Source organism: Caulobacter sp. NIBR1757 (assembly GCF_027912495.1).
GTDB lineage: Bacteria > Pseudomonadota > Alphaproteobacteria > Caulobacterales > Caulobacteraceae > Caulobacter.
The window spans coordinates 517,163-537,426 of the sequence record NZ_CP115463.1; the positions used below are offsets into that span (position 1 = coordinate 517,163).

The following is a 20,264-nucleotide window of genomic DNA, read 5'->3' on the forward strand; positions in this document are numbered from 1 at the left end:
CGTCAAAGGGCGGGACCTCGCGGTCCCGCCCTTTTTCGTCGCCCCCGCGCAGGCCCTTACAGCAGCCAGTCGCCGGACTCGCCGGTGACATCGCCGTTGATCTTGATCTGGTAATCGACCCTGGCGTCGCCATTGACGTCCAGCCGCACGGTGGTGACGCCGCCGGCGAAAGTCAGGGTCATCTGGCCGGTCAGCTCCGGATGGGCCGCGTCATACTTGCTGAAGGCGCTGACCAAACGGAAGCCCTGGTCGCCGTCGAGCCGCGTGTTGGCGTCGATGCTCATCAGGTCGATGCGGTCGCCTTCGGCGGCGCTGAAATCATAGACCTGATCGGTTTCCAGGACGGTGTTCGAAACACTCTCCTGGTAGACGACGAAGCGATCGGCGCCCGTGCCGCCACGCAGCAGGTCGTTGCCGACCCCGCCGATAATGATGTCGTCGCCGTCGTTGCCGTTGAGGGTATCGACACCCTCCTGGCCGGCCAGCACATTGTTTCCGATGTTGCCCTGCAGGTTGTTGGCGAGGCTGTTGCCGTTGATGACCAGATCGGCCGTCCCCTGCGCCTGGACCGCCTCGATATTGTCGTCGGCGATGTAGTTCCGGAAGCTGCGGACGATGTCGTAGCCCTCGTTCGCCGCCTCTGTGACGAAGTCGCTGAAGTCGTCGTAGATGTAGACGTCGTTGCCCAGCCCCCCGGCCATGAGGTCGCCGCCGGCGCCGCCGTCGAGGTAGTCGTTGTCGTCGCCGCCGATCAGGTTGTCGAGGCCGTCGCCGCCGTAGAGATAGTCGGCCCCGACCCCGCCGTGCAGGACGTCGTTGTTCGCCTCGCCGTACAGCTTGTCGGCCCCGGCGTCCCCATGGAGCAGGTCGCCGTCGTCGCCGCCCCAGAGCGAGTCGTTGCCGTCGTCGCCGTGCAGGGTATCGCCGCCGCCGAAACCATGGATCGTGTCGTTGCCGACCCCGGCGTTGATGGCGTCGTCGCCGGCCGTACCGAGCAGGGAGTCCTTGTCGTCGACGCCGTTGATGGTCAGGGTCCCGCCGCCTGTCTCGCCGGTGGCCAGGACATAGGCGAGGGTGAAGCTCAGGCTGGTGTTGGTCGCGCCCGAGCCCGGGGCGCCCAGGTTGCGCGCCTCGCTGCCCGGTTCCAGCAGGTAGCTGCCGTCGTAGTTGATCGTCAGTCGCGTCCCGTCGGGGAAAACGGTCACCTCGCCGATGACAACGGGCTCGCCGTCGACCTCGGCGGAGGAGATCTCCGGGTCGCTGTCGGGGTCGATGTCGTTGCTCAGCAGGTTGCCGCTGATCGGACCGCTGGCGTCCACGGTGCGGCTGTCGTCCACCGTCGTCGTGGCATCGTCGACGCCATCGACATAGACGTCGATGCTGGGCGAGGCCGGGCCGAGCAGGAGCAGGCCGACCTCACCGTGCTGCGTGGTCTGGACCTGGTCGATGTCGCCGTCGTTGTCGATATCGACCCACAGCGGATAGACGCCCATGTCGAAGCTGTCGTTGTAGACGGTGAGGGTCCTCGTGAAGGACGGGCCCCCGACGGTGCTGGTGTTAATGAACACGTTGATCGCGTCTTCGCCGCCGCCGCTGGCGAAGTCCAGGTCGCCGTCGCCGTCGATGTCGGCGAAGGTCACCGAGCCGCCGCCGCCATAGCTGTGGAAGCTGTCCAGCGGATTGGCCGCGCCGGTCAGCTTGACGAAGCCGCCGGCCGTGCCCTCGAAGTAGTCGAAGCGTCCGCCGCCGCGCGCCACCACCAGGTCGATGAAGCCGTCGCCATCGACATCCGCCAGGCCGGGCGCCGCGAAGGCGTAGGTGCTGATGCCGTCGAACGGATTGGCCGCGCCGGTCAGCTCGGTGAAGCCGAAGGCGCCGTCGCCCTTGAAGGTCTGGATGAAGCCGCCGGCGCCGTCGCTGTAGCGGCCGACGATGAGGTCCAGGAAGCCGTCGCCGTCGATGTCGAACAGGGTCATGCCGGCGGGGTTGTCGAGCGAACCGGAGAGGCTCAGCGCGGCGTCGTCATGGGTGAAGTCCGGGGCGCTGGCCGTGCCGTCGTTGCGCAGCAGGTGGTAGCCGTCGCCGTAAGCGGACAGCAGGATGTCCACGTCGCCATCGTTGTCGATGTCGCCGACGGCGCCGTGAGCGGTTTCGTCGAAGCTGACCCCGTGCAGCGGATCGCCCGCCGGGGGGAGCAGCGCCTCGCCGACGGAGCTGATGTCGCCGGCGGCGTCGGTCAGGGTGACCTGGAGGTTTCGGTAGTTGACGGGATTGTCGCCGGTCGACTGGAAGGTGACGGACTCGACCACCGCCTCGACCGCCGCGTTGTCGGCGTCGGCGGTGAAGACGACCCTAAGGCTGCCGTCGGCCTCGAAGCTGAAGGTCCCGACCGTCTGGCCGCCGACCAGGATGTCCGACCCGCTGAGGGTGATCTGGCCGCCGTCCAGCAGGCCGAGGACGTCGCCCGGCGCCAGGCCGGTGACGGTCAGCGTGCCGCCGTCCCAGTCCTGTTCGCTGTCGGAGACGTCGACGTCGCCATCGATCAGGACGGCCGGATCGCCTTCGACAAGGTCCAGTTCAGCTTCGAGATTGGCCAAGACCGGCATGCGCTACCCCCAATACAGACGACAGGCATGGCCCCAGGCCATACCCGAATTGAGTGGGGGTGATTTTCATGGGCGACGCCTGATCGCAAGGTTTGGACCCCAGAAACGGAGGCTCCAATTTTCTTACGGACGCGAAGCGGCGCCTGGCTTGTGGGCGGCCAGGAAGGCGCGGACGACCTCCGGCACATATGTCTCGGCGGGATGCAGCGGCTGGGCCGTATCGCCTTGCAGCATGGAGATGGTCAGGGTGACGTGCTCGATCATCCCCTCGAACATCCGCGCCGCCACCGGGATCTCGGCGATGGCCAGCAAGTCCTGTTCGGTGTAGCGGGTCAGCATGCGCTGCAACACCCCGCCCAGCAGGCGGTGGGCGCTGCGGTAGAGCATCATGCCCAGTTCCGGCTTGTGCACCGTCTCGGCGCTGACCGTGCGATAGATGCCGCGCACCGTCGGGTCGGCCATGAAGCGGAAATAGACCCGGCCGTAGGCGGTCAGCGATCGGGCGACGTCATCGCTGGCGGTCTTCTCGACGGCGTCGAACAGCCCGTCGTAGCTGGCCAGGGCCTGGGCCACGACCGCCTCGAACAGGATCTCCTTGGTGTCGAAATAGGCATAGACGGTGGCGTTGGCGACGCGGGCGCCGCGGGCCACCTCTTCCATGCGGGTGCGGGTGAACCCCTTGCCGACGAACGCCGCGTGCGCCGCCCGCAGGATCTTGTCACGGCGCAGGTCGTGAAGTTCGGGACGCATGGACTGAACGCAACGCCTCAGACTGGGGGATCGGCGACCTAGTGCTCCCGGCCGGTCTTCCAGAAGGTCTGGAACAGCGGCTCGGTCAGGTACTGCAGGGCGTTACGCTTGCGCAGCGGCACGACCACCTCGACCGGCAGGCCGGGGCCGATGCCGGTGCGCGAGCCGCGCACCTTGCGAATCTTGGTCATCTCGTCTTCCGGCACCGAGATTTCGGCGCGGAAGTACTGCTGGCCCGACTTCTCGTCGGTGAAGCTGTCGGCCGAAATCTTGGTCAGCACGCCATGCAGGATAGGCAGGCTGCGGTCGTGCAGGGCGGTGAAGCGGATCTGGGTGGTCTGGCCGATCTTCAGGTCGTCGGCGTCGTTGGGATTGACCATGGCCTGGATGACCAGGGCCTTGTCGCCGGGAACCACTTCCATCAGCACCTGGCCGGGCGAGACGACGCCGCCGACCGTGAAGGTGGTCAGGCCGACCACCTTGCCGCTGGCCGGAGCGCGGACGATGGCGCGGGCCAGCTGATCACGGGTGGCCTGCAGCTTGGGTTGCAGCTCGTCGAGCTGGACCTGCACATCGCGCAGCTGGCCGGAGACCTCCTCGACCACCTGGCGGTCGAGCGAGATCGACTGCAGCCGGGCCTCGCCGATGGCCTCGCGCGAGCGGGCGATCTGGGAAACCAGGGAGCCTTCTTCGCCGACCAGCTGGGCCTGGTTGCGTTCCAGGGCGCGGACGCGGTTGACGGGGGCGTAGCCCTGGTCAGCCAGCGACTTCATGCCGGTGGTTTCCTCGCCGATCAGCCGCTGCTGCTCGCGGTTCGCGACCAGCTGACGCTCGGACCCGGTAATCTGCTCATTGAGCTGCAGGATGCGCTGCTCGAGCACGCCCTTCTGGGTCTGGATGGAGTCGCGGCGGGCCTGGAACTGCAGCTGCTGCAGGTTCATCACGTCGAGCGCGATGATCCGGTCCTCAGGCGAGAGGTTCACGAACTCGGGCGGGTAGACGATCGACGTCTTGCCGTCGCGCTCGGCCACCAGCCGGGCGCGCTGGGCCAGCAGGGTCAGCACCTGACCGGCCAGGCCACGCTCGTTGGCGCGGATCTCGCCGGCCCCGATCTCGACCAGCACCTGGCCCTTGGTCACGGTCGCGCCCTCGACCACATGCACGGCGGTGACGGTGCCGCCGTCGCGGTGCTGCACCGCCTGGCGGTTGCCCGAGACGGCGACCACGCCGTGCGCATAGGCCCCGGCGTCAAGCGGCGTCAGGGCGGCCCAGCCGAGGAAGCCGATGAAGAAGGCGGCGGCGATGCCGGCCCCGATCATGATCTCGCGACGGGGGTTGTCGTTGACCTTCACGGCCGCGACGGTTTCGGTCTGGGGGGCGCTCTGCCCGGGGGCGACGTCGAGGGGCATGACCTAGGCTTGGCCCTTCATATCGATGACATTGGGCTGCGGCTTCGGCGCGGGCTTTCCGGCCAGCTTGGCGAGCACTTCCTCGCGCGGACCGAGCCGTTCGATCGCCCCGTCGCGCATGACCAGCAGGCGATCGACGCCGGCCAGGATACCTGTGCGGTGGGCGACGATCAGCACCGTCGCGCCGCGCGCCTTCGCTCCCTGGATGGAGCGTAACAGGCTGGCTTCACCCTCGGCGTCGAGCGCGGAGTTGGGCTCGTCGAGGATCAGCAGGGTGGGGTTGCCGAACAGGGCCCGGGCCAGCGCGACCCGCTGGGCCTGACCGGCCGACAGCCCTCGGCCGCCGGGGGCCAAGGGGGTGTCATAGCCCTTGGGCAGTTTGAGGATCAGGTCGTGGACGCCGGCCTTGGTCGCAGCCTCCACCGCCATCTGGTCGATCTTCTCGACCGGCATGCCGCGCCAGGCGGCGAAGCGGCTGATGTTGTCCTTGACCGTGCCGCTCATCAGCGACGGATCCTGCGGCAGGTAGCCGATGTGCTCGGCCAGGGCGTCGGCGTCCCAGTCGGTGTAGTTGGCGCCGTCCATGCGGACGATGCCCTGGTCGGGGGAAAGGGCCCCGGCGATCACCCGGGCCAGGGTCGTCTTGCCGGCCCCGCTGGAGCCGACGATGCCCAGGCTCTCGCCGGGCGAAATCTTCAAGGACACCGCCTTGAGCACCAGTTCCTCGCGGCCGGGCGCGCGGACCACGACGCGGTCCAGTTCCACCGCGCCCATCGGGGTCGGCAGCTGGGTGCGGTCGATGTCGAGGGGCTTGGTCTTGTCGAACAGCTCCGACAGGGTGTTGAGGGCGCCGCGCGCCTGGATGACCTGGGTCCAGCCGCCGACCAGCTGTTCCACCGGCTGCAGGGCGCGGGAGAGCAGGATCGAGGCGGCGATGATCGAGCCGGACGAGATCTCGCCCTTGATGGCCAGATAGGCGCCCAGGCCCAGAGCCGCTGATTGCAGGAACAGGCGGAAGAACTTGGTGAAGGCGCCGAACTGGCCGCCCTTGAACTGGGCCTCGGCCTGCAGGCTCTGACCGATGCCGCGTTCCTCGAGATGGCGGGCGATGATCGAGCGGCGCATGCCGAGCGAGCGGACGACCTCGCCGTTCTGGGCGGCGCCTTCCTGGCTGGCATAGGCGGCGGCGTTGGCCTGTTGCGCCTTCATCAGGGCCGGCTTTGTGGCCCGCTCGTTGAGCAGCGCCAGGCCGAACAGCAGGATGCCGGCGATGACGGTCATGGTTCCCAGGGCCGGGTGGATCATGAAGGCGACGATGACGTAGATCGGCGTCCAGGGGGCGTCCATGAAGGCCAGGGCCGCCGGTCCGGCCAGCGCCGCGCGCAGGCTGTCGAACTCGCGCATCGCCTGGGCGGTGTTCATCGGCCGCGACTGGGCCATCAGCCGGCCGAGGATGTCGCCGGACAGCAGGCGGTCCAGCCTCATGCCGGCCAGCACCAGCAGGCGCGAGCGCACCGTCTCCAGCGCCGCCAGGACAGCCAGGGCGAAGGCGATGATGAAGGTCAGGTAGACCAGGGTCAGCACGCCCTGAGTCGGCACCACCCGGTCGTAGACCTGCAGCATGTACAGCGACGGCGCCAGGTAGAGGAGGTTGACGAGCGCACTGAAGAAGGCGGCCGACATGATATGCCGCCGACACTCCTTGAACGCCGCTTCCATGGGAGCGGCGACATTCGATCCGAAAAACTTCACGCGTATCTCAATCCGGCCGGGAGCCCCGGAGACCGCTTAGCCCCCGGTCCCCATTTAGAGGTCTTTTACGCTAAAGCGATGTTGCCGTCGCGCGTCATATTGACGGCCAGCCTAACCGGTTCGGGTTGACCGGTTATTTCAGCCTGAAACTTTGGCCGGCAGCCGTCAGGCCGGATCGACCGTCACCCGCCGCATGTGCCGTCGCTGGCCCGGATAGTCGTTCAGGGCATAGTGCCAGACCTGGCGATTGTCCCAGAAGGCCACCGAGCCATCCCGCCAGGCGAACCGGCAGGTGAAGGCCTCCTGGCGGCTGTGCTCGAACAGATAGTCGAGCAGGGGCCTGGATTCCCGGCGCGTCCAGCCGTCGATGCGCATCGTGAAGGCCGGATTGACGTACAGCGCCTTGCGGCCGGTCTCCGGGTGGACCTTGACCACCGGATGGATGAACTCGCCGACCAGCCCTTCGGCCTCGGCCACCTGCATGGAGGCGCGCTTCTGGGCCGAGGCGCCCTTGGCTGAATATTCCTTGCCGGCCGAATGCACCGCCCGCAGGCCTTCCAGCGTGGCCTTCAGGCCTTCGGAGAGGGCGTCGTAAGCGGCGGCCTGGCTGGCGAACAGGGTGTCGCCGCCGAACTGCGGCGTCTCGACGGCATAGAGGATGGAGCCGATGGAGGGGGTCTCCAGGAAGCTCATGTCGCTGTGCCAGCCGCCGCCGAAGTTCAGCTTGTCGGTCGGCTCCTTGATGATTTCCATCACCTCCGGATGGGTGGTCATGCCGGTGACGTATGGGTGAATGTTCAGGGGACCGAACCGCTTTCCGAAGGTGATCTGCTGGTCGGGGGTCAGGGTCTGGTCGCGGAAGAAGATGACCTGGTGTTCGTTCAGCGCCGCGCGGATGGCGGCGATGGTTTCGGCGTCCAGCGGGGCCGACAGGTCGACGCCCCCCAGTTCGGCGCCCAGGGCGCCGGCCACCTTGCGGATGGTCAGACCGGTCATGGCTATTCCGCCTTTTCCTCGACTTTGGGGCTGTCGGGCAGGTCGACGTACTTGAGGTTCTGCTCGCGCAGCTTGGCCCCGGCCTCGTCATAGAGGAAGGGCAGGAAGGCGAACCGCTCGCCCCGGGTCACCGGCCGCGCCTCGTGCATCAGCGAGCAGGAGAAGACCACCGCCCCGCCGGTCGGCGGCTTGTAGAGCCGGTTGCCGAACTCGGGGAAGCGCAGCTCGCCGCCCTCGTACTCCTCGGCGTTGAGATTGATGCTCACCGCGAACTTGCGGTGGGCCGTGCCCTTGGTGGTGTTGTCGCGGTGCGGCCGGAACCAGCCGGCGCCCGCAACGTAAGACGCGACCAGATAGCGTTCGATGCGGGTGGCCTGGAACTGAAAGGCCTTTCGAATCTCGGGTATGAGGCGGCGGTTGATCTTCTCGCGGACGATGGCCTGCATCCCCTCGTCCTCCAGCAGCACGTCCTTGCGCTGCTTGTGGCGCGGGTCGGTCAGCAGTCTGGTCTTGCCGTCGACCTCGCGCATGAAGCCCGACTCCGTGCCGCCGACGTGGCGGTAGAAGGCGATCAGCTCCTTGCAGTATTCGGGCTCGAAGATGCGCGGCAGGATCAGCACCGGGGCGGTGACCTCGACCTGGGCGTGGGTGGTCGGATGCGGCATGTCGGCCAGCCGCCGCACCACCGCCCCGACATCCTCGATCTGGCCCCGGTCGAACACCCGCAGCTGCGGATCGAGGATCAGCCAGCCCGAGCCCTGCACCCCGTAGATCCTGGCCAGGCCGCCGGAGGCGTCGAAGAACCAGCGCGGGCCGAGCTTGGCGTGGCCCAGGTGGGTATTGGCCACCCCGAAGATGCAGGCCTGGCTCTCGTCGAGGTCCTTCTGCAGGTTGATGACCCGCGCCAGCCCCTCGGCCGTCGGCCCGTCGGGCGCGAACACCAGCCCGACCCAGCGTCCCGCCAGGGTGGCGAAGTTGAACTGCGGGTTCTCCTCGGTCGGCGCCATGAACCAGGGCGCGGGATCACCGATGGTGAGGGACATGGGAAACGGGCTCTCTCGAAACTTGAGGGGCCATTGTCACAAAGGGGCGGCGCGGGTGCAACGGGAGTCAGGGCCGCCTAAGGTCGGGAGACCGGTCAGAGGGCCGGGCGGCGTCGCGAAGAATTCCGGATAGAGGTCGAGCCAGAGGGGATTGGTCTGCTCGATCAGAGCGACCTTCCGGGCGCGAAGCCATTTCTTGAGGCGCTTTTCACGACGTATGGCGACCTCGATGTTCTCGTGGGGTTCGTACCACACCAGAAGATCGACGCCGTAGCGGCTGGTGAAGCCTTCCGTGAGCTTCTGTTTGTGCTGGCTGACACGCACGATGATCCGGCCTGTTACGCCGGTGTAGATCGTGCCGTTGCGTCGGCTGGCGAGCATGTAGACGTAATGCATGGACGGGAACATTTGCAGAACATTGTTCCGTTGTCCACACCCTTACGCTGTCATCCTCCGACCACGCGTAGCGTGGATCGGGGGACCCAACTGTCCGCGTGAAAACGGCCAGGAGTCTTTCCGGAGCCGGCTTGGGTCCCCCGGTCCGCTGCGCGGCCGGAGGATGACAGGAAATAGGGAACTACAAATTCAACAGCGCCGGGTCCCCGCCCTGGGCCGTGATGTTGACCGACACCGCACGCTCCACGCCGTAGCGCGACAGCGCCTCCGGGCCCCCGGCCTTGGGACCAGTCCCCGACAGCCCCTGGCCGCCGAACGGTTGCACCCCGACCACCGCCCCGATGATCGAGCGGTTGACGTAGACGTTGCCGGCCGGGACGCGGGCCTTGACCTCTTCGGCGAAGGCTTCGATGCGCGAGTGGACGCCGAGGGTCAGGCCATAGCCGCGGTCGGCGAGGCTGGCGGCGACGGCGGCCAGGTTTTCGGGGTCGTAGCGGACGATGTGCAGGACCGGGCCGAACACCTCGCGTTCGAGGAAGTCGGCCGAGGGGATTTCGGCCAGGACCGGGCCGAAGAAGGTGCCGCCCTCGGGTGCGTCCAGCACCTTCAGGACCCTGGCCTCGCGCTTGAGGCGTTCGAGGTGGTCGCTAAGCAGCTGTTTGGCGTCGGCGTCGATCACCGGGCCGATGTCGGTCCTCGGGTCGGCCGGGTCGGCGACGACCAGGGCGTCCATGGCCCCGATCAGGCCTTCGATCAGATGGTCGGCGGTGTCCTTGGGCAGGAACAGCAGGCGCAGGGCCGAGCAGCGCTGGCCGGCGGAGCCGAAGGCCGAGAGGATGACGTCGTCGATGACCTGTTCGCGTTGCGCCGTCGTGTCGACGAACATGCCGTTCAGGCCGCCGGTCTCGGCGATGAAGGGCACGATCGGCCCGCGACGGGCGGCCAGGGTCTGGTTGATCCGCCAGGCCGTTTCGGTGCCGCCGGTGAAGGCGACGCCGTCGCAGCCGGGATGGGCGACCAGGGCGGCGCCGACCGTCTCGCCCCGGCCGGGGGTCAGGGCCAGCAGGGCGGGGCTCAGGCCGGCGGCGTGATAGAGGCGCACGGCCTCGGCGGCGATCAGCGGCGTCTGCTCGGCCGGCTTGGCGACCACCGCGTTGCCGGCGGCCAGGGCGGCGGCGATCTGGCCGGTGAAGATGGCCAGGGGGAAGTTCCACGGGCTGATGCAGACGAAGACGCCGCGGCCGCGCAGTTCCAGGGTGTTGGTCTCGCCGACCGGGCCTTTCAGCACCTCGGGCGCGCCGAACTTCGTCTCGGCCAGCCGGGCGTAGTAGCGGCAGAAGTCGGCGGCCTCGCGCACCTCGGCGATGCCGTCGTTCAGGGTTTTGCCGGCCTCGCGGGTGCAGATGGCGATCAGCCGGTCGCGGTTCTGCTCCAGGGCGTCGGCCATGGCCCGCAGGACCTTGGCGCGTTCGAGGCCGCCGGCCGCGTCCCAGCCGCGCTGGGCCGCTCGGGCGGCCGTGAAGGCGGCGTCGATCTGGGCGGTGGTGGCCTCGCCGGTCGTGCCGATCTGCTCGTGGGTGGCCGGGTTGCGCACCACCTCAAAGCCGCTGGCGCCTTCGGGGCCGGCATTGATGGGCGGCAGGGTCGCGATGGCCCTGACCACCCGGGCCCGTTCGCTGGTCACCGACAGGTCGATGCCGGCCGAGTTCAGCCGGTCGCCATAGATCTGGGCCGGCAGCGGGATCTTGCGGTGCGGTCCCGGACCGACCGCCTCGACGTCGGCGACGGGATCGACGACCACCGTCTCCGGCGGCACCCGCTCGTCGAGCAGGGCGTGGACGAAACTGGTGTTGGCGCCGTTTTCCAGCAGGCGGCGGACCAGGTAGGGCAGCAGGTCCTCATGGCCCCCGACCGGGGCATAGGCCCGCACCAGGATGCCGTCGTAGAGGTCGTCGGCGGCCTTGTAGAGGGCCTCGCCCATGCCGTGCAGGCGCTGGAACTCGATCTTCACCCCGGCCGCCTTGGCCATGCGGCGCACGGCGGCCAGGCTGTGGGCGTTGTGAGTGGCGAACTGGGCGTAGAGGTGCGGGGCCGCGTCGATCAGGGCCTTGGCGCAGACCAGGTAGGAGAGGTCGGTGGCGCTCTTGGTGGTGTAGACCGGATAGCCGGGGCGGCCGTTCACCTGAGCCCGCTTGATCTCGCTGTCCCAGTAGGCGCCCTTCACGAGGCGGACCATGAGCCGCCGGCCGGTCTTCTCGGCCAGCGTGGCGACCGACTTGATCACCTGCGGGCAGCGCTTCTGATAGGCCTGGACGGCGAGGCCGAGGCCCTTCCAGGCGCCCAGTTCCGGCTCGGCGGCGAGCCGTTCGAGCAGCTTCAGGGAAATGACCAGGCGGTCGGCTTCCTCGGCGTCGAGGGTGAAGTTGAGGTCGTGTCTGGCGGCGATCAGGGCCAGGCGCTTCACCCGGGGATAAAGCTCGGACCAGACGCGGTCTTCCTGGGTGGCCTCGTAGCGGGGCGACAGGGCCGACAGCTTGACCGAGATGCCGTGGCCGGCTTCCGGCCCCTGGCCGCCGGAAAGGCGTCCGACGGTGGCGATGGCGTCCGCATAGCTCTTCTCATAGCGCTCGGCGTCCGCGGCGGTGCGGGCGCCTTCGCCCAGCATGTCGAAGCTGCAGATGTCGCCGTCGCCCTTGGCGCGGGCGATGGCCGCCTCGATGGTGCGGCCGAGCACGAACTGCTCGCCCATGATGCGGATGGCCTGGCCGACGGCGGCGCGGATCACCGGCTCGCCGACGCGCCCGGCGACGCGCTTGATGAAGCCCGAGAGGTCGGTCTTCGCTTCCTCGTCCACATCGACCAGCTTGCCGGTCAGCATCAGGCCCCAGGTCGAGGCGTTGACGAACAGGCTGCCGGACTTGCCCAGGTGGCTCGCCCAGTCGGCGCTGCCGATCTTCTCGGCGATCAGCCGGTCCTTGGTCTCCTCGTCAGGTGTGCGCAGCAGCGCCTCGGCCAGGCACATCAGCGCCAGGCCCTCCTTCGTGGAGAGGGAGAACTCCTGCAGGAAGTTCTCGACCACTCCCTGGCGGCGCACCGAGCGGCGCGCGCCGCGCACCAAAGCCTCGGCCTCGGCCCGTACGGCGGCGCGGTCCTCGGGGTTCAGGGGGGCGGCGCTGAGCAGGTCGCGGACGGTGTCGGTCTCGTCGCGGTACTTGCCGGCGTCCAGGGCGTCCCAGTCCACCAGGGAAGGGGCGATCAGAGCTTGCGAGGCTTGGGGGGGCGTCATGGCGGCCATCTAAGCCTTCACGCGACGCTAGGGAAGGGTTGCGAACCGGCCAATGGCGTTCGGAGCGGTTGGCGGTATGGTGCGCCGATGTCCCAAGTTCTGCACAGCCTGCGCGCCGCCCTTCTGACCTATCCGGCGGCGCTTTCCGCCCTCTGGGCCATCCCGGACAGGGCGGCCTTCGCCGACAAGGTGGCGGAGATCGCCCGCGGGGCTGGCATCGACATGGCGGTCGCCGATATTCTCGCCGCGTTGACGCCGCGCGGACCGGCCACCCCGGCCATGCCGGTCAAGGCCGCCAGCCTGTCGCCCAGCTGGCTGCCGTCCTGGCTCAGCATAACGGCGCAGGGGGCGCGGCTGGACTGGATCTATGCCGGCGGCGAGTCGCTGACCGCCCCCTTCGCGGACCAGGACTTCGCCCGGCTGGCCGCCCATCCGCTCAACCAGCTGCTGCCGGCGATCAGCGATCCGGGCGAGCTCGGCGCCCTGCCCGGACCTGATCAGCCGATTGACGGCATGATCTTCCACATCTCGCGTTGCGGCTCGACGCTTGCCTCGCGGATGCTGGCCCAGGTTCCGGACATTCTGGTGCTGTCGGAGCCGCAGCCGGTGGCGGCGGTGCTCAGCGCCCACAACCTGGTGCGCATCGACCCCAAGGTGCAGCAGGCCTGGCTGAACGGCGTGCTCGGCGCCTACCGCCGGGCGGCGGGCACCCGGCGGCTGGTTATCAAGCTCGACGTCGACAGCCTGTTCGACCATGCCCGCCTCAAGGCCGCCTCGCCTCAGACGCCGTTCGTGGTGCTGCACCGCGACCCGCTCGAGGTGCTGGTGGCGCAGACGGGCGGCAGCGAGCCCAGGCCCGGCCTGCCGCCCCCCGAGGAGGTCGCCCGCTGGCTGGCGGCGCTGTGCCTGACCGGATCGAAGGCGGTCGCCGCCGGGGCGCGGCCGATCGCCTACAAGCAACTTCCGGACGCGGTGCTCTATCCTGCCCGGCCCTTCCTGGGGCTGGCGATCAGCGACGCCGACCGGGCCCGGATGGCCGCCGTGGCGACGCAGGACGCCAAGTCACCCGGCAAGACTTTCACGCCTGACAGCCTGGCCCGTCAGGCCGCCGCCGACGAGCGGCTGAAGATGCTGGCCCGGCAGGTGATCGCGCCGGCCTGGGAGCCGTTGGCGGGCTTGCGATGAGGGGACGCATGATCATTCGCGGGACCATCCTGGCCGTGATGGCGCTGGCCCTGGCGGCCTGCGCCTCGCCGCCCAACCTGCGCAAACAGCCGGACGCCTCGCCGCCGGTGCTGGCCGCCTTCCGGGGCGACCCGGCCGTCGTCACCGCCGCCGACTGGCAGCGCCGCGCGCCGCTGTTGCGCCAGGCCCTGCTCGACGCCGTCTATGGCCATCCGCCGGACCTCGGCGAGGCGACGGTCGAGGCCCGCGAAAAGCTCACCCTGCCGGACACCGACGGCATGGACATGGAGCAGTGGACCGTGAAGCTGGGCGACGGGTCGAACCGCCGCCGCTTCCACATGCTGGTCGCCTCGCCGACGGGGCTGACGGGCGCGCCGCTGATCATCATGGAGATGTTCTGCTCGACCCGGAACGCCGTGAAGGGCCGGCCGGACAGTATTTTCGAGGACGTCGCCGCCCTGCCGGAACCCTGCCGCAGCCATAACCTCGATCCGGTGCTGACCGTCGTGTTGGGCAAGCGGATCAGCGGCCCCGACTGGAAGCAGCTGGCGCAGCGCGGTTACGCCGTCGCCATGTTCTATCCGGGCGAGGTTGTGCCCGACGACGCCTCGCAGGCCGGGCCGGCCATCGCCGCCCTTTCGCCCGGCGTGCCCGCCGACAAGCGGGCCGGCGCCATCGCCGTCTGGGCCGACCTGTTCTCCAAGGCCTATGACGTGCTCAGTCCCGACCCGCGTTTCGACGCCGGCAAGATTGTCGCCTGGGGCCATTCGCGGCATGGCAAGGCGTCCTTGCTGGCCGGCGCCCTCGATCCCCGCTTCGCCGCCGTCATCGCCCACCAGTCGGGGCGCGGCGGGGCCAGCCTGACCCGCTCCATCGCCGGCGAGAGCCTGGCCCAGATCACCGCCTCCTACGGCTTCTGGTTCACTCCGGGCTATGCGAAGGGCGTGCCGGACGATGTCGACCAGCATCAGCTGATCGCCCTCAACGCCCCCCGTCCGGTGCTGCTGGGCACGGGCAGGGGCGATACCTGGTCGGACCCGGCCGGCGCCTTCAAGGCCGCCCAGGGCGCCGATCCCGCCTACCGCCTGTTCGGCGCGCCGGGTTTCAACGCCAAGGGCCTGAACGACTATCGCCCGCAGGACAGCGTCGTCTGGTGGAGCCGCCCGCTCGGCCACGGCACGACCACCGCCGACTGGCGCGCCTTCCTCGAATTCCTCGACCTGCATGTGAAGACCGCCCGGTGAGCATCGACCCAAAAGCCGACGACTCCCGCGCCATCTCGTTCCTTCTCCCTAAGGGAGAAGGAGGGGCCCGCCGCGAAGCGGTGGGAGGAAGAGGGTTTAGGAACGGTGGGGGTTTGACGCGCGGACCTTCCAACTTTCGTAAACCCTCTCCCTCCCACGCCTGCGGCGCGGGCCCCCCCCTCTCCCTCGCGGGAGAGGGGCTGGAGAGCCCCCGAGACAAGGGTTCGCTACTTTGACCGATCGACCGTCGAACGACGCCCAGCTGGCCAGCGCCTCCTATCGCCTGGCCGCCCTCGACCAGGACTTCCTGCTCAGCGACGCCATGCGCGGCCTGCGCTTCCAGCTGGAGTACGCCCACGCCGAGGAGGCGCTGCGGGCCTGGGGCGTGCGCTCGACCATCGTGGTGTTCGGCAGCGCCCGGGTCGGGGAGGGCGGCGGCAACGGCCATGAACGCTGGTACGATGAGGCGCGGGCCTTCGGCCGGCTGGCCTCGACGCGCGGCGGGGCCCTGCTGGAGGGCCAGCCGTTTCGCGACAACGTCATCGCCACCGGCGGCGGTCCCGGCATCATGGAGGCCGCCAACCGCGGCGCCATCGACGCCGGCGCGCCGTCGATCGGCTTCAACATCACCCTGCCGCATGAGCAGATGCCCAACCCCTTCACCACCCCGGAACTGACCTTCCGGTTTCACTACTTCGCCATGCGCAAGATGCACCTGGCCATGCGGGCCAACGCCCTGGTGGTGTTTCCGGGCGGCTTTGGCACCTTCGACGAACTGTTCGAGATCCTCACCCTGCGCCAGACCCGGAAGGCGCCGCCCATCCCCGTCGTGCTGTTCGACGAGGCCTTCTGGCGCAAGGTCATCGGCTTTGAGACCCTCGTCGATCACGGCCTGATCGCGCCGGAGGACCTTGGCCTGTTCTCCTTCGCCGAGACCGCCGAGGACATCTGGTCCTGCCTGCTGAAGGGCGGGCTGCGTCCGCGAGAGTCGATTGAGGCCCCGCCCATAACCCAAGCTTAACCCGCAACCCCCACTTTTGACGGCAACGCCCAAAGGGGGAAATCGACACAGTGCCAGGCCGCGACACCCGCGAGCGGATGACCGCGCCATTTGGCCTGGACCTTTCCCTGGCCGTGTTCCACCGCGCCACCCGCTTCGCCCGGGGCCTGTTCGTCGATGCCGAGAGCACCATCGTCCTGGTCAAGGACGGCGTCGCTTGGCGCAGCCGCTGGGGCGCCAACGACCCCTACACGCGCCGCGACAACATCGCCGAGCAGGTGATGGCCTCGGGTCAGCCGCTCTGGGTGGCCGACGCCTCGCTGGATCCACGGTTCGCCAACCTCGCGCTGGTCGCCGGACCGCCGCATCTGCGCACCTATATCGCGACGCCGATCAAGCTTGCCGACGGCTCGGTGCCCGGCCTGCTGGTGGTGGTCAGCCCGACGGCCCAGCCCTACGACGCCGATCAGGCCGAGCGCCTGGAAGCCCTGGCCGAGTTCGTCGCCGACGAATGGGTGAGGGCCAACGCCGCCAAGGCCCTGGAAGCCACAAGGACCACGCTCGAGGCCCTGGTCGCCACCATGCCGACCTCGCTGGTGATGACCGACAAGGACCTTCGGGTCATCGCCGCCAGCAGCCTGTGGGCCCGCAGCCTCGGCGTGCGCCGGGCCGAGGTCATGGGCCAGTCGCTGTTCGACATCGCGCCGGGCGTCTACGAGCAGAGCCGTGAGGCCTTCGCCGCCGCCCTTAACGGCGCCCCCAGCAGCATCGCCCGCGGCCAGGTGACCCTGCCGATCGGTTTGAGCGTCTGGCTGCAGACGGATCTGAAGACCTGGAAGTCGCCCGACGGCGAGATCGGCGGCATTGTGCTGACCGCCAGCGACGTCTCCGAGCTGGTTGGCGCGCTCGAGCAGTCCGAACGGTCCGAGCAGCGGATGCAGCTGGCTCTGGAACTCACCGACCTGCATGTCTGGGAGATGGACTATGGCAGCCGGGAACTGACCAAGGTCGGCATCGAGGAAACCTTCTTCGAGCGGCCACAGACCTATGAAGACCTGTGGCGTGACATCTACGGCGGGGTGGACCCTCGTGATCGCGCCGATGTGGAAGCGGCGTGGCAGCGACATATGGCGACCGGCGAACGCTACGACCCCATCTACCGGGTCCGCCGTGACGACGGCCGCGAAGTCTGGGTCCAGGGCGCCGCCAAGCTCTTCACCCGCGAGGACGGCCGGCCGATCCGCCTGGTCGGCGCCCTGCAGAACATGACCGACCGCAAGGCGGCCGAGGCCGAGCTGATCCAGGCCAAGAACAACGCCGAAGCCGCCAATACCGCCAAGTCGACCTTCCTGGCGACCATGAGCCACGAGATCCGCACGCCGCTGAACGGGGTGCTGGGCATGGCCCAGGCCATGGCCAGCGACGATCTGTCTGGTGTGCAGCGCGAGCGGCTGGAGGTCATCCGCCAGTCGGGCGAGAGCCTGCTGGCCGTGCTCAACGACGTGCTCGACCTCTCCAAGATCGAGGCCGGCAAGTTCGAGCTCTACGAGGCCGAGTTTGATCTGAGGGACCTGGCGCGCGGGGCCCATGCCGCCTTCACCGCCATTGCTCACAAGCAGGGGCTCGATTTCGACCTGACGATCGAACCCTCGGCCGAGGGGGTCTATCGCGGCGATCCCACCCGGGTGCGGCAGATCCTCTACAACCTGATCTCCAACGCCCTGAAGTTCACCGAGGCCGGTGAGATCCGGGTGGCGGTGGCGCGTCGGGGCGAGGCCCTCAGGTTCCAGGTCTCCGACACCGGCATCGGCATCGCGGCCGAGCCTCTGGGCAAGCTGTTCGGCCGTTTCGAACAGGCCGACGCCTCGACCTCGCGGCGCTATGGCGGCACGGGCCTCGGCCTTGCCATCTGCCGTCAGCTGACCGAGCTGATGGGTGGCGAGATCGGCGTCGAGAGCCAGCTGGGCAAGGGCGCCACCTTCACCTTCACCCTGCCGCTGCCACGGGTGGCCGACAGCCGGGCCGAGGTCTTGCCCGTCCTGCCGCCGACGCCGGCCGACGCCGAGGTGACCGGCGAGGCCCTCAAGGTGCTGGCGGCCGAGGACAATGCGGTCAACCAGCTGGTCCTCAAGACCCTGATGCAGCAGGTCGGCATCGCCCCGGTGATCGTCACCGACGGCGCCCAGGCCATCGCCGCCTGGGAGGCCGGGGACTGGGACGTCATCCTGATGGATGTCCAGATGCCGCAGGTCGATGGCCCGACGGCGACCCGCGCCATCCGCGCCCGCGAGCGGGCCACCGGCCGCCCCCGCACCCCGATCATCGCCCTGACCGCCAACGCCATGTCGCACCAGGTGGCGGAGTATCGCGCCGCCGGGATGGACGGCTTCGTCGCCAAGCCGATCGAGGTCGGGCGGCTGTTCGCGGCCCTGGAGGCGGTGCTCAATCCGGCGCCCCTGGACGAGGCGGTCGGCGGTTAGCTTGTTTTCCAATCGGGGTGGGGGGTAGCCAACCCGGCCGAACCTGTGCACCGCTAGCCGCGCATGACCGACGACACGGCCACCACCGGAACCCTCGCCACCGCCCTGACGCACGGCCGCCGCCTGCTTGGGCAGGACCCGGCCCTGGCCGAGGCGCAGGCGCGGGAGATTCTCACCGCCCTGCCGGGGCAGCCCGAGGCCATCCTCCTGCTCGCCGCCGCCCTGCGCCGGCAGGGCCGGGCGGAAGCGGGACTGGTGCTGCTGGAGGCGGTGATCCGGGCTCTTCCCGACTGGCCGCTGGTGCATCTGGAAGCCGGCCTGGCCTTCGCCGACCTGGGCATCGGCCGGGCGGCCATCGCGGCCTTGAGCAAGGCGGTGACCCTCGACGGGCGGCTGTCGATGGCCTGGGACGCGCTGACCGACCAGCTTCAATTGGCCGGCGACGAGGCCGGCGCGGCGCGGGCGCGGGCCGAGCAGATCAAGGCTTCTGTCTCCGACCCCGAACTGATGCAGGCGGCCACGGCCCTGATCGCCAATGACCTGCCGGTCGCCGAGCGCATTCTCAAGCCCTACCTCAACCGCCATCCGACCCATGTCGCCGCCATCCGCATGCTGGCCGAGGTCGCCGCCCGGCTGGGGCGCAACGAGGATGCGCAGGCCCTGCTCGAACGCTGCCTGGACCTGGCGCCGGGCTTTGCCGAGGCGCGCTACAACCACGCCACCGTCCTCTACCGGCTGACCCGGGCCCAGGAGGCGCTGGCCGAGCTCGAACCCCTGATGGCGTCCAATCCACGCCATGCCGGCTATCGCAACCTCAAGGCCGCCGTGCTCGGGCGGCTCGGCGACTACGACGGGGCCATCGCCCTCTATGAGGGGGTGCTGGCCGAGCATCCGAACCAGCCCAAGGGCTGGATGAGCCTTGGCCATTCCTACAAGACCGTCGGCCGCCAGGCCGACAGCGTCGCCGCCTATCGCAAGACCCTGGACCTCGCCCCGCAGTTCGGCGAGGCCTGGTGGAGTCTCGCCAATCTCAAGACGGTGAAGTTCTCGGACGAGGATGTCGCCGCCATGCGCGCCCAGCTGGCCCGGGCCGACATCGCCGACGAGGACCGCTTCCACCTGCACTATGCGCTCGGCAAGGCGCTGGAGGACGCCGGCGAGCCGGCCGCCGCCTTCGAGAGCTACGCCGCCGGCGCCGCCCTGCGCCGGGCCGGCATCGACTACGAGGCCGAGCACACCACCGCCCACGCCCGCCGCTCGATGGCGGTGTTCACGCCGGCCTTCTTCGCCGAGCGCCGGGGCTGGGGTTGTCCCGCCCCTGACCCGATCTTCATCGTCGGCCTGCCTCGGGCCGGCTCGACCCTGATCGAGCAGATCCTGGCCAGCCATTCCCTCGTCGAAGGCACCATGGAGCTGCCCGACATCATCGCCATGGCCCGGCGGCTCGGCGGCCGCCATCGGCGGGAGAGCGACGGCTCCTACCCCGAGATGCTGACCGGCATCGACGCCGCAGAGGCCCGGGCGCTGGGCGAGGAATACCTCGAGCGCACCCGGGTGCAGCGCAAGACCGGCCGGCCCTTCTTCATCGACAAGATGCCGAACAACTTCGCCCATGTCGGCCTGATCCGCCTGATCCTGCCGAACGCGAAGATCATCGACGCCCGCCGCCACCCGCTCGGCTGCTGCTTCTCGGCCTTCAAGCAGCATTTCGCCCGGGGGCAGGGGTTCAGCTACGACCTCACCGACCTTGGCCGCTACTACGCCGACTATGTGGCCCTGATGGCGCATTTCGACGCCGTCCAGCCCGGCGCGGTCCATCGCACGATCTATGAGCGGATGATCGCCGATCCGGAAGGCGAGGTCCGCGCCCTGCTGGCCTACTGCGGTCTCGACTTCGAGCCGGGCGTCATGAAGTTCCACGAGAACGACCGGGCCGTGCGCACCGCCAGTTCCGAGCAGGTGCGCCGGCCGATCTTCACCGAGGGCCTCGACCAGTGGCGGGCCTATGAGCCCTGGCTGGGCCCGTTGAAGACGGCGCTCGGGCCCGTGCTCGAGACCTGGGACCAGGGCTGAGGCGCCTGCGCTTCCGCCGCCACAGTTTTCAGCAACCGCCGCGG

Annotated in this window: 13 protein-coding genes; 5 read left to right on the top strand and 8 right to left on the bottom strand. The window is 69.1% G+C overall.

Annotation, left to right across the window (positions count from 1 at the left end; all coding sequences use genetic code 11):
• Positions 1 to 56: 56 nt before the first annotated feature.
• The 8 genes from O5I81_RS02530 to putA all read right to left on the bottom strand — a co-directional run bounded on the left by O5I81_RS02530 (position 57) and on the right by putA (position 12,196).
• The gene (locus O5I81_RS02530; protein WP_271067369.1) at positions 57 to 2,606 is read right to left on the bottom strand and encodes an FG-GAP-like repeat-containing protein; all 2,550 of its coding nucleotides are present in this window, start codon (positions 2,604 to 2,606) and stop codon (positions 57 to 59) included.
• Positions 2,607 to 2,729: 123 nt separating this feature from the next.
• Positions 2,730 to 3,356, bottom strand: coding sequence for a TetR/AcrR family transcriptional regulator (locus tag O5I81_RS02535; protein ID WP_271067370.1), 627 nt, complete (start codon positions 3,354 to 3,356; stop codon positions 2,730 to 2,732).
• A 38-nt stretch (positions 3,357 to 3,394) separates the two neighbouring features.
• Positions 3,395 to 4,765, bottom strand: coding sequence for an HlyD family type I secretion periplasmic adaptor subunit (locus tag O5I81_RS02540; RefSeq protein ID WP_271067371.1), 1,371 nt, complete (start codon positions 4,763 to 4,765; stop codon positions 3,395 to 3,397).
• A gap of 3 nt (positions 4,766 to 4,768) precedes the next feature.
• Positions 4,769 to 6,517 (bottom strand): type I secretion system permease/ATPase, encoded by a 1,749-nt coding sequence (locus O5I81_RS02545; protein WP_271067372.1) that lies wholly within the window; start codon positions 6,515 to 6,517, stop codon positions 4,769 to 4,771.
• Between the two features lie 165 nt (positions 6,518 to 6,682).
• Entirely contained in the window at positions 6,683 to 7,513 is an 831-nt protein-coding gene (locus O5I81_RS02550) for a TauD/TfdA family dioxygenase (protein WP_271067373.1), read from the bottom strand.
• A 2-nt stretch (positions 7,514 to 7,515) separates the two neighbouring features.
• Positions 7,516 to 8,556, bottom strand: coding sequence for a 2OG-Fe(II) oxygenase (locus tag O5I81_RS02555; protein WP_271067374.1), 1,041 nt, complete (start codon positions 8,554 to 8,556; stop codon positions 7,516 to 7,518).
• A 36-nt stretch (positions 8,557 to 8,592) separates the two neighbouring features.
• Positions 8,593 to 8,952 carry a GIY-YIG nuclease family protein gene (locus tag O5I81_RS02560; RefSeq protein ID WP_271067375.1) on the bottom strand — a complete coding sequence of 120 codons (360 nt, stop codon included), beginning with the start codon at positions 8,950 to 8,952 and terminating at the stop codon, positions 8,593 to 8,595.
• Positions 8,953 to 9,133: 181 nt separating this feature from the next.
• Complete coding sequence (putA, locus tag O5I81_RS02565; RefSeq protein ID WP_271069093.1) at positions 9,134 to 12,196, bottom strand: bifunctional proline dehydrogenase/L-glutamate gamma-semialdehyde dehydrogenase PutA; 3,063 nt, start codon at positions 12,194 to 12,196, stop codon at positions 9,134 to 9,136.
• A gap of 129 nt (positions 12,197 to 12,325) precedes the next feature.
• Here putA and O5I81_RS02570 point away from each other — a divergent pair, with 129 nt between their 5' ends.
• The 5 genes from O5I81_RS02570 to O5I81_RS02590 all read left to right on the top strand — a co-directional run bounded on the left by O5I81_RS02570 (position 12,326) and on the right by O5I81_RS02590 (position 20,220).
• Entirely contained in the window at positions 12,326 to 13,423 is a 1,098-nt protein-coding gene (locus O5I81_RS02570; RefSeq protein WP_271067376.1) for a hypothetical protein, read from the top strand.
• Positions 13,424 to 13,431: 8 nt separating this feature from the next.
• Complete coding sequence (locus O5I81_RS02575; RefSeq protein WP_271067377.1) at positions 13,432 to 14,667, top strand: hypothetical protein; 1,236 nt, start codon at positions 13,432 to 13,434, stop codon at positions 14,665 to 14,667.
• 232 nt (positions 14,668 to 14,899) lie between these two features.
• Entirely contained in the window at positions 14,900 to 15,688 is a 789-nt protein-coding gene (locus O5I81_RS02580; protein ID WP_271067378.1) for a TIGR00730 family Rossman fold protein, read from the top strand.
• A 50-nt stretch (positions 15,689 to 15,738) separates the two neighbouring features.
• Complete coding sequence (locus tag O5I81_RS02585; protein ID WP_271067379.1) at positions 15,739 to 18,147, top strand: ATP-binding protein; 2,409 nt, start codon at positions 15,739 to 15,741, stop codon at positions 18,145 to 18,147.
• A gap of 63 nt (positions 18,148 to 18,210) precedes the next feature.
• Positions 18,211 to 20,220: a tetratricopeptide repeat-containing sulfotransferase family protein gene (locus tag O5I81_RS02590; protein ID WP_271067380.1), complete on the top strand. Its 2,010-nt coding sequence runs from the start codon at positions 18,211 to 18,213 to the stop codon at positions 20,218 to 20,220.
• The last annotated feature ends 44 nt before the right edge of the window (positions 20,221 to 20,264 follow it).

Coding starts and splice junctions, on each gene's coding strand:
- O5I81_RS02530 (WP_271067369.1), bottom strand. CDS start 2,606: ATGCCGGTCTTGGCCAATCTCGAAGCTGAACTGGACCTTGTCGAAGGC.
- O5I81_RS02535 (WP_271067370.1), bottom strand. CDS start 3,356: ATGCGTCCCGAACTTCACGACCTGCGCCGTGACAAGATCCTGCGGGCG.
- O5I81_RS02540 (WP_271067371.1), bottom strand. CDS start 4,765: ATGCCCCTCGACGTCGCCCCCGGGCAGAGCGCCCCCCAGACCGAAACC.
- O5I81_RS02550 (WP_271067373.1), bottom strand. CDS start 7,513: ATGACCGGTCTGACCATCCGCAAGGTGGCCGGCGCCCTGGGCGCCGAA.
- O5I81_RS02555 (WP_271067374.1), bottom strand. CDS start 8,556: ATGTCCCTCACCATCGGTGATCCCGCGCCCTGGTTCATGGCGCCGACC.
- O5I81_RS02560 (WP_271067375.1), bottom strand. CDS start 8,952: ATGCATTACGTCTACATGCTCGCCAGCCGACGCAACGGCACGATCTAC.
- O5I81_RS02570 (WP_271067376.1), top strand. CDS start 12,326: ATGTCCCAAGTTCTGCACAGCCTGCGCGCCGCCCTTCTGACCTATCCG.
- O5I81_RS02575 (WP_271067377.1), top strand. CDS start 13,432: ATGATCATTCGCGGGACCATCCTGGCCGTGATGGCGCTGGCCCTGGCG.
- O5I81_RS02590 (WP_271067380.1), top strand. CDS start 18,211: ATGACCGACGACACGGCCACCACCGGAACCCTCGCCACCGCCCTGACG.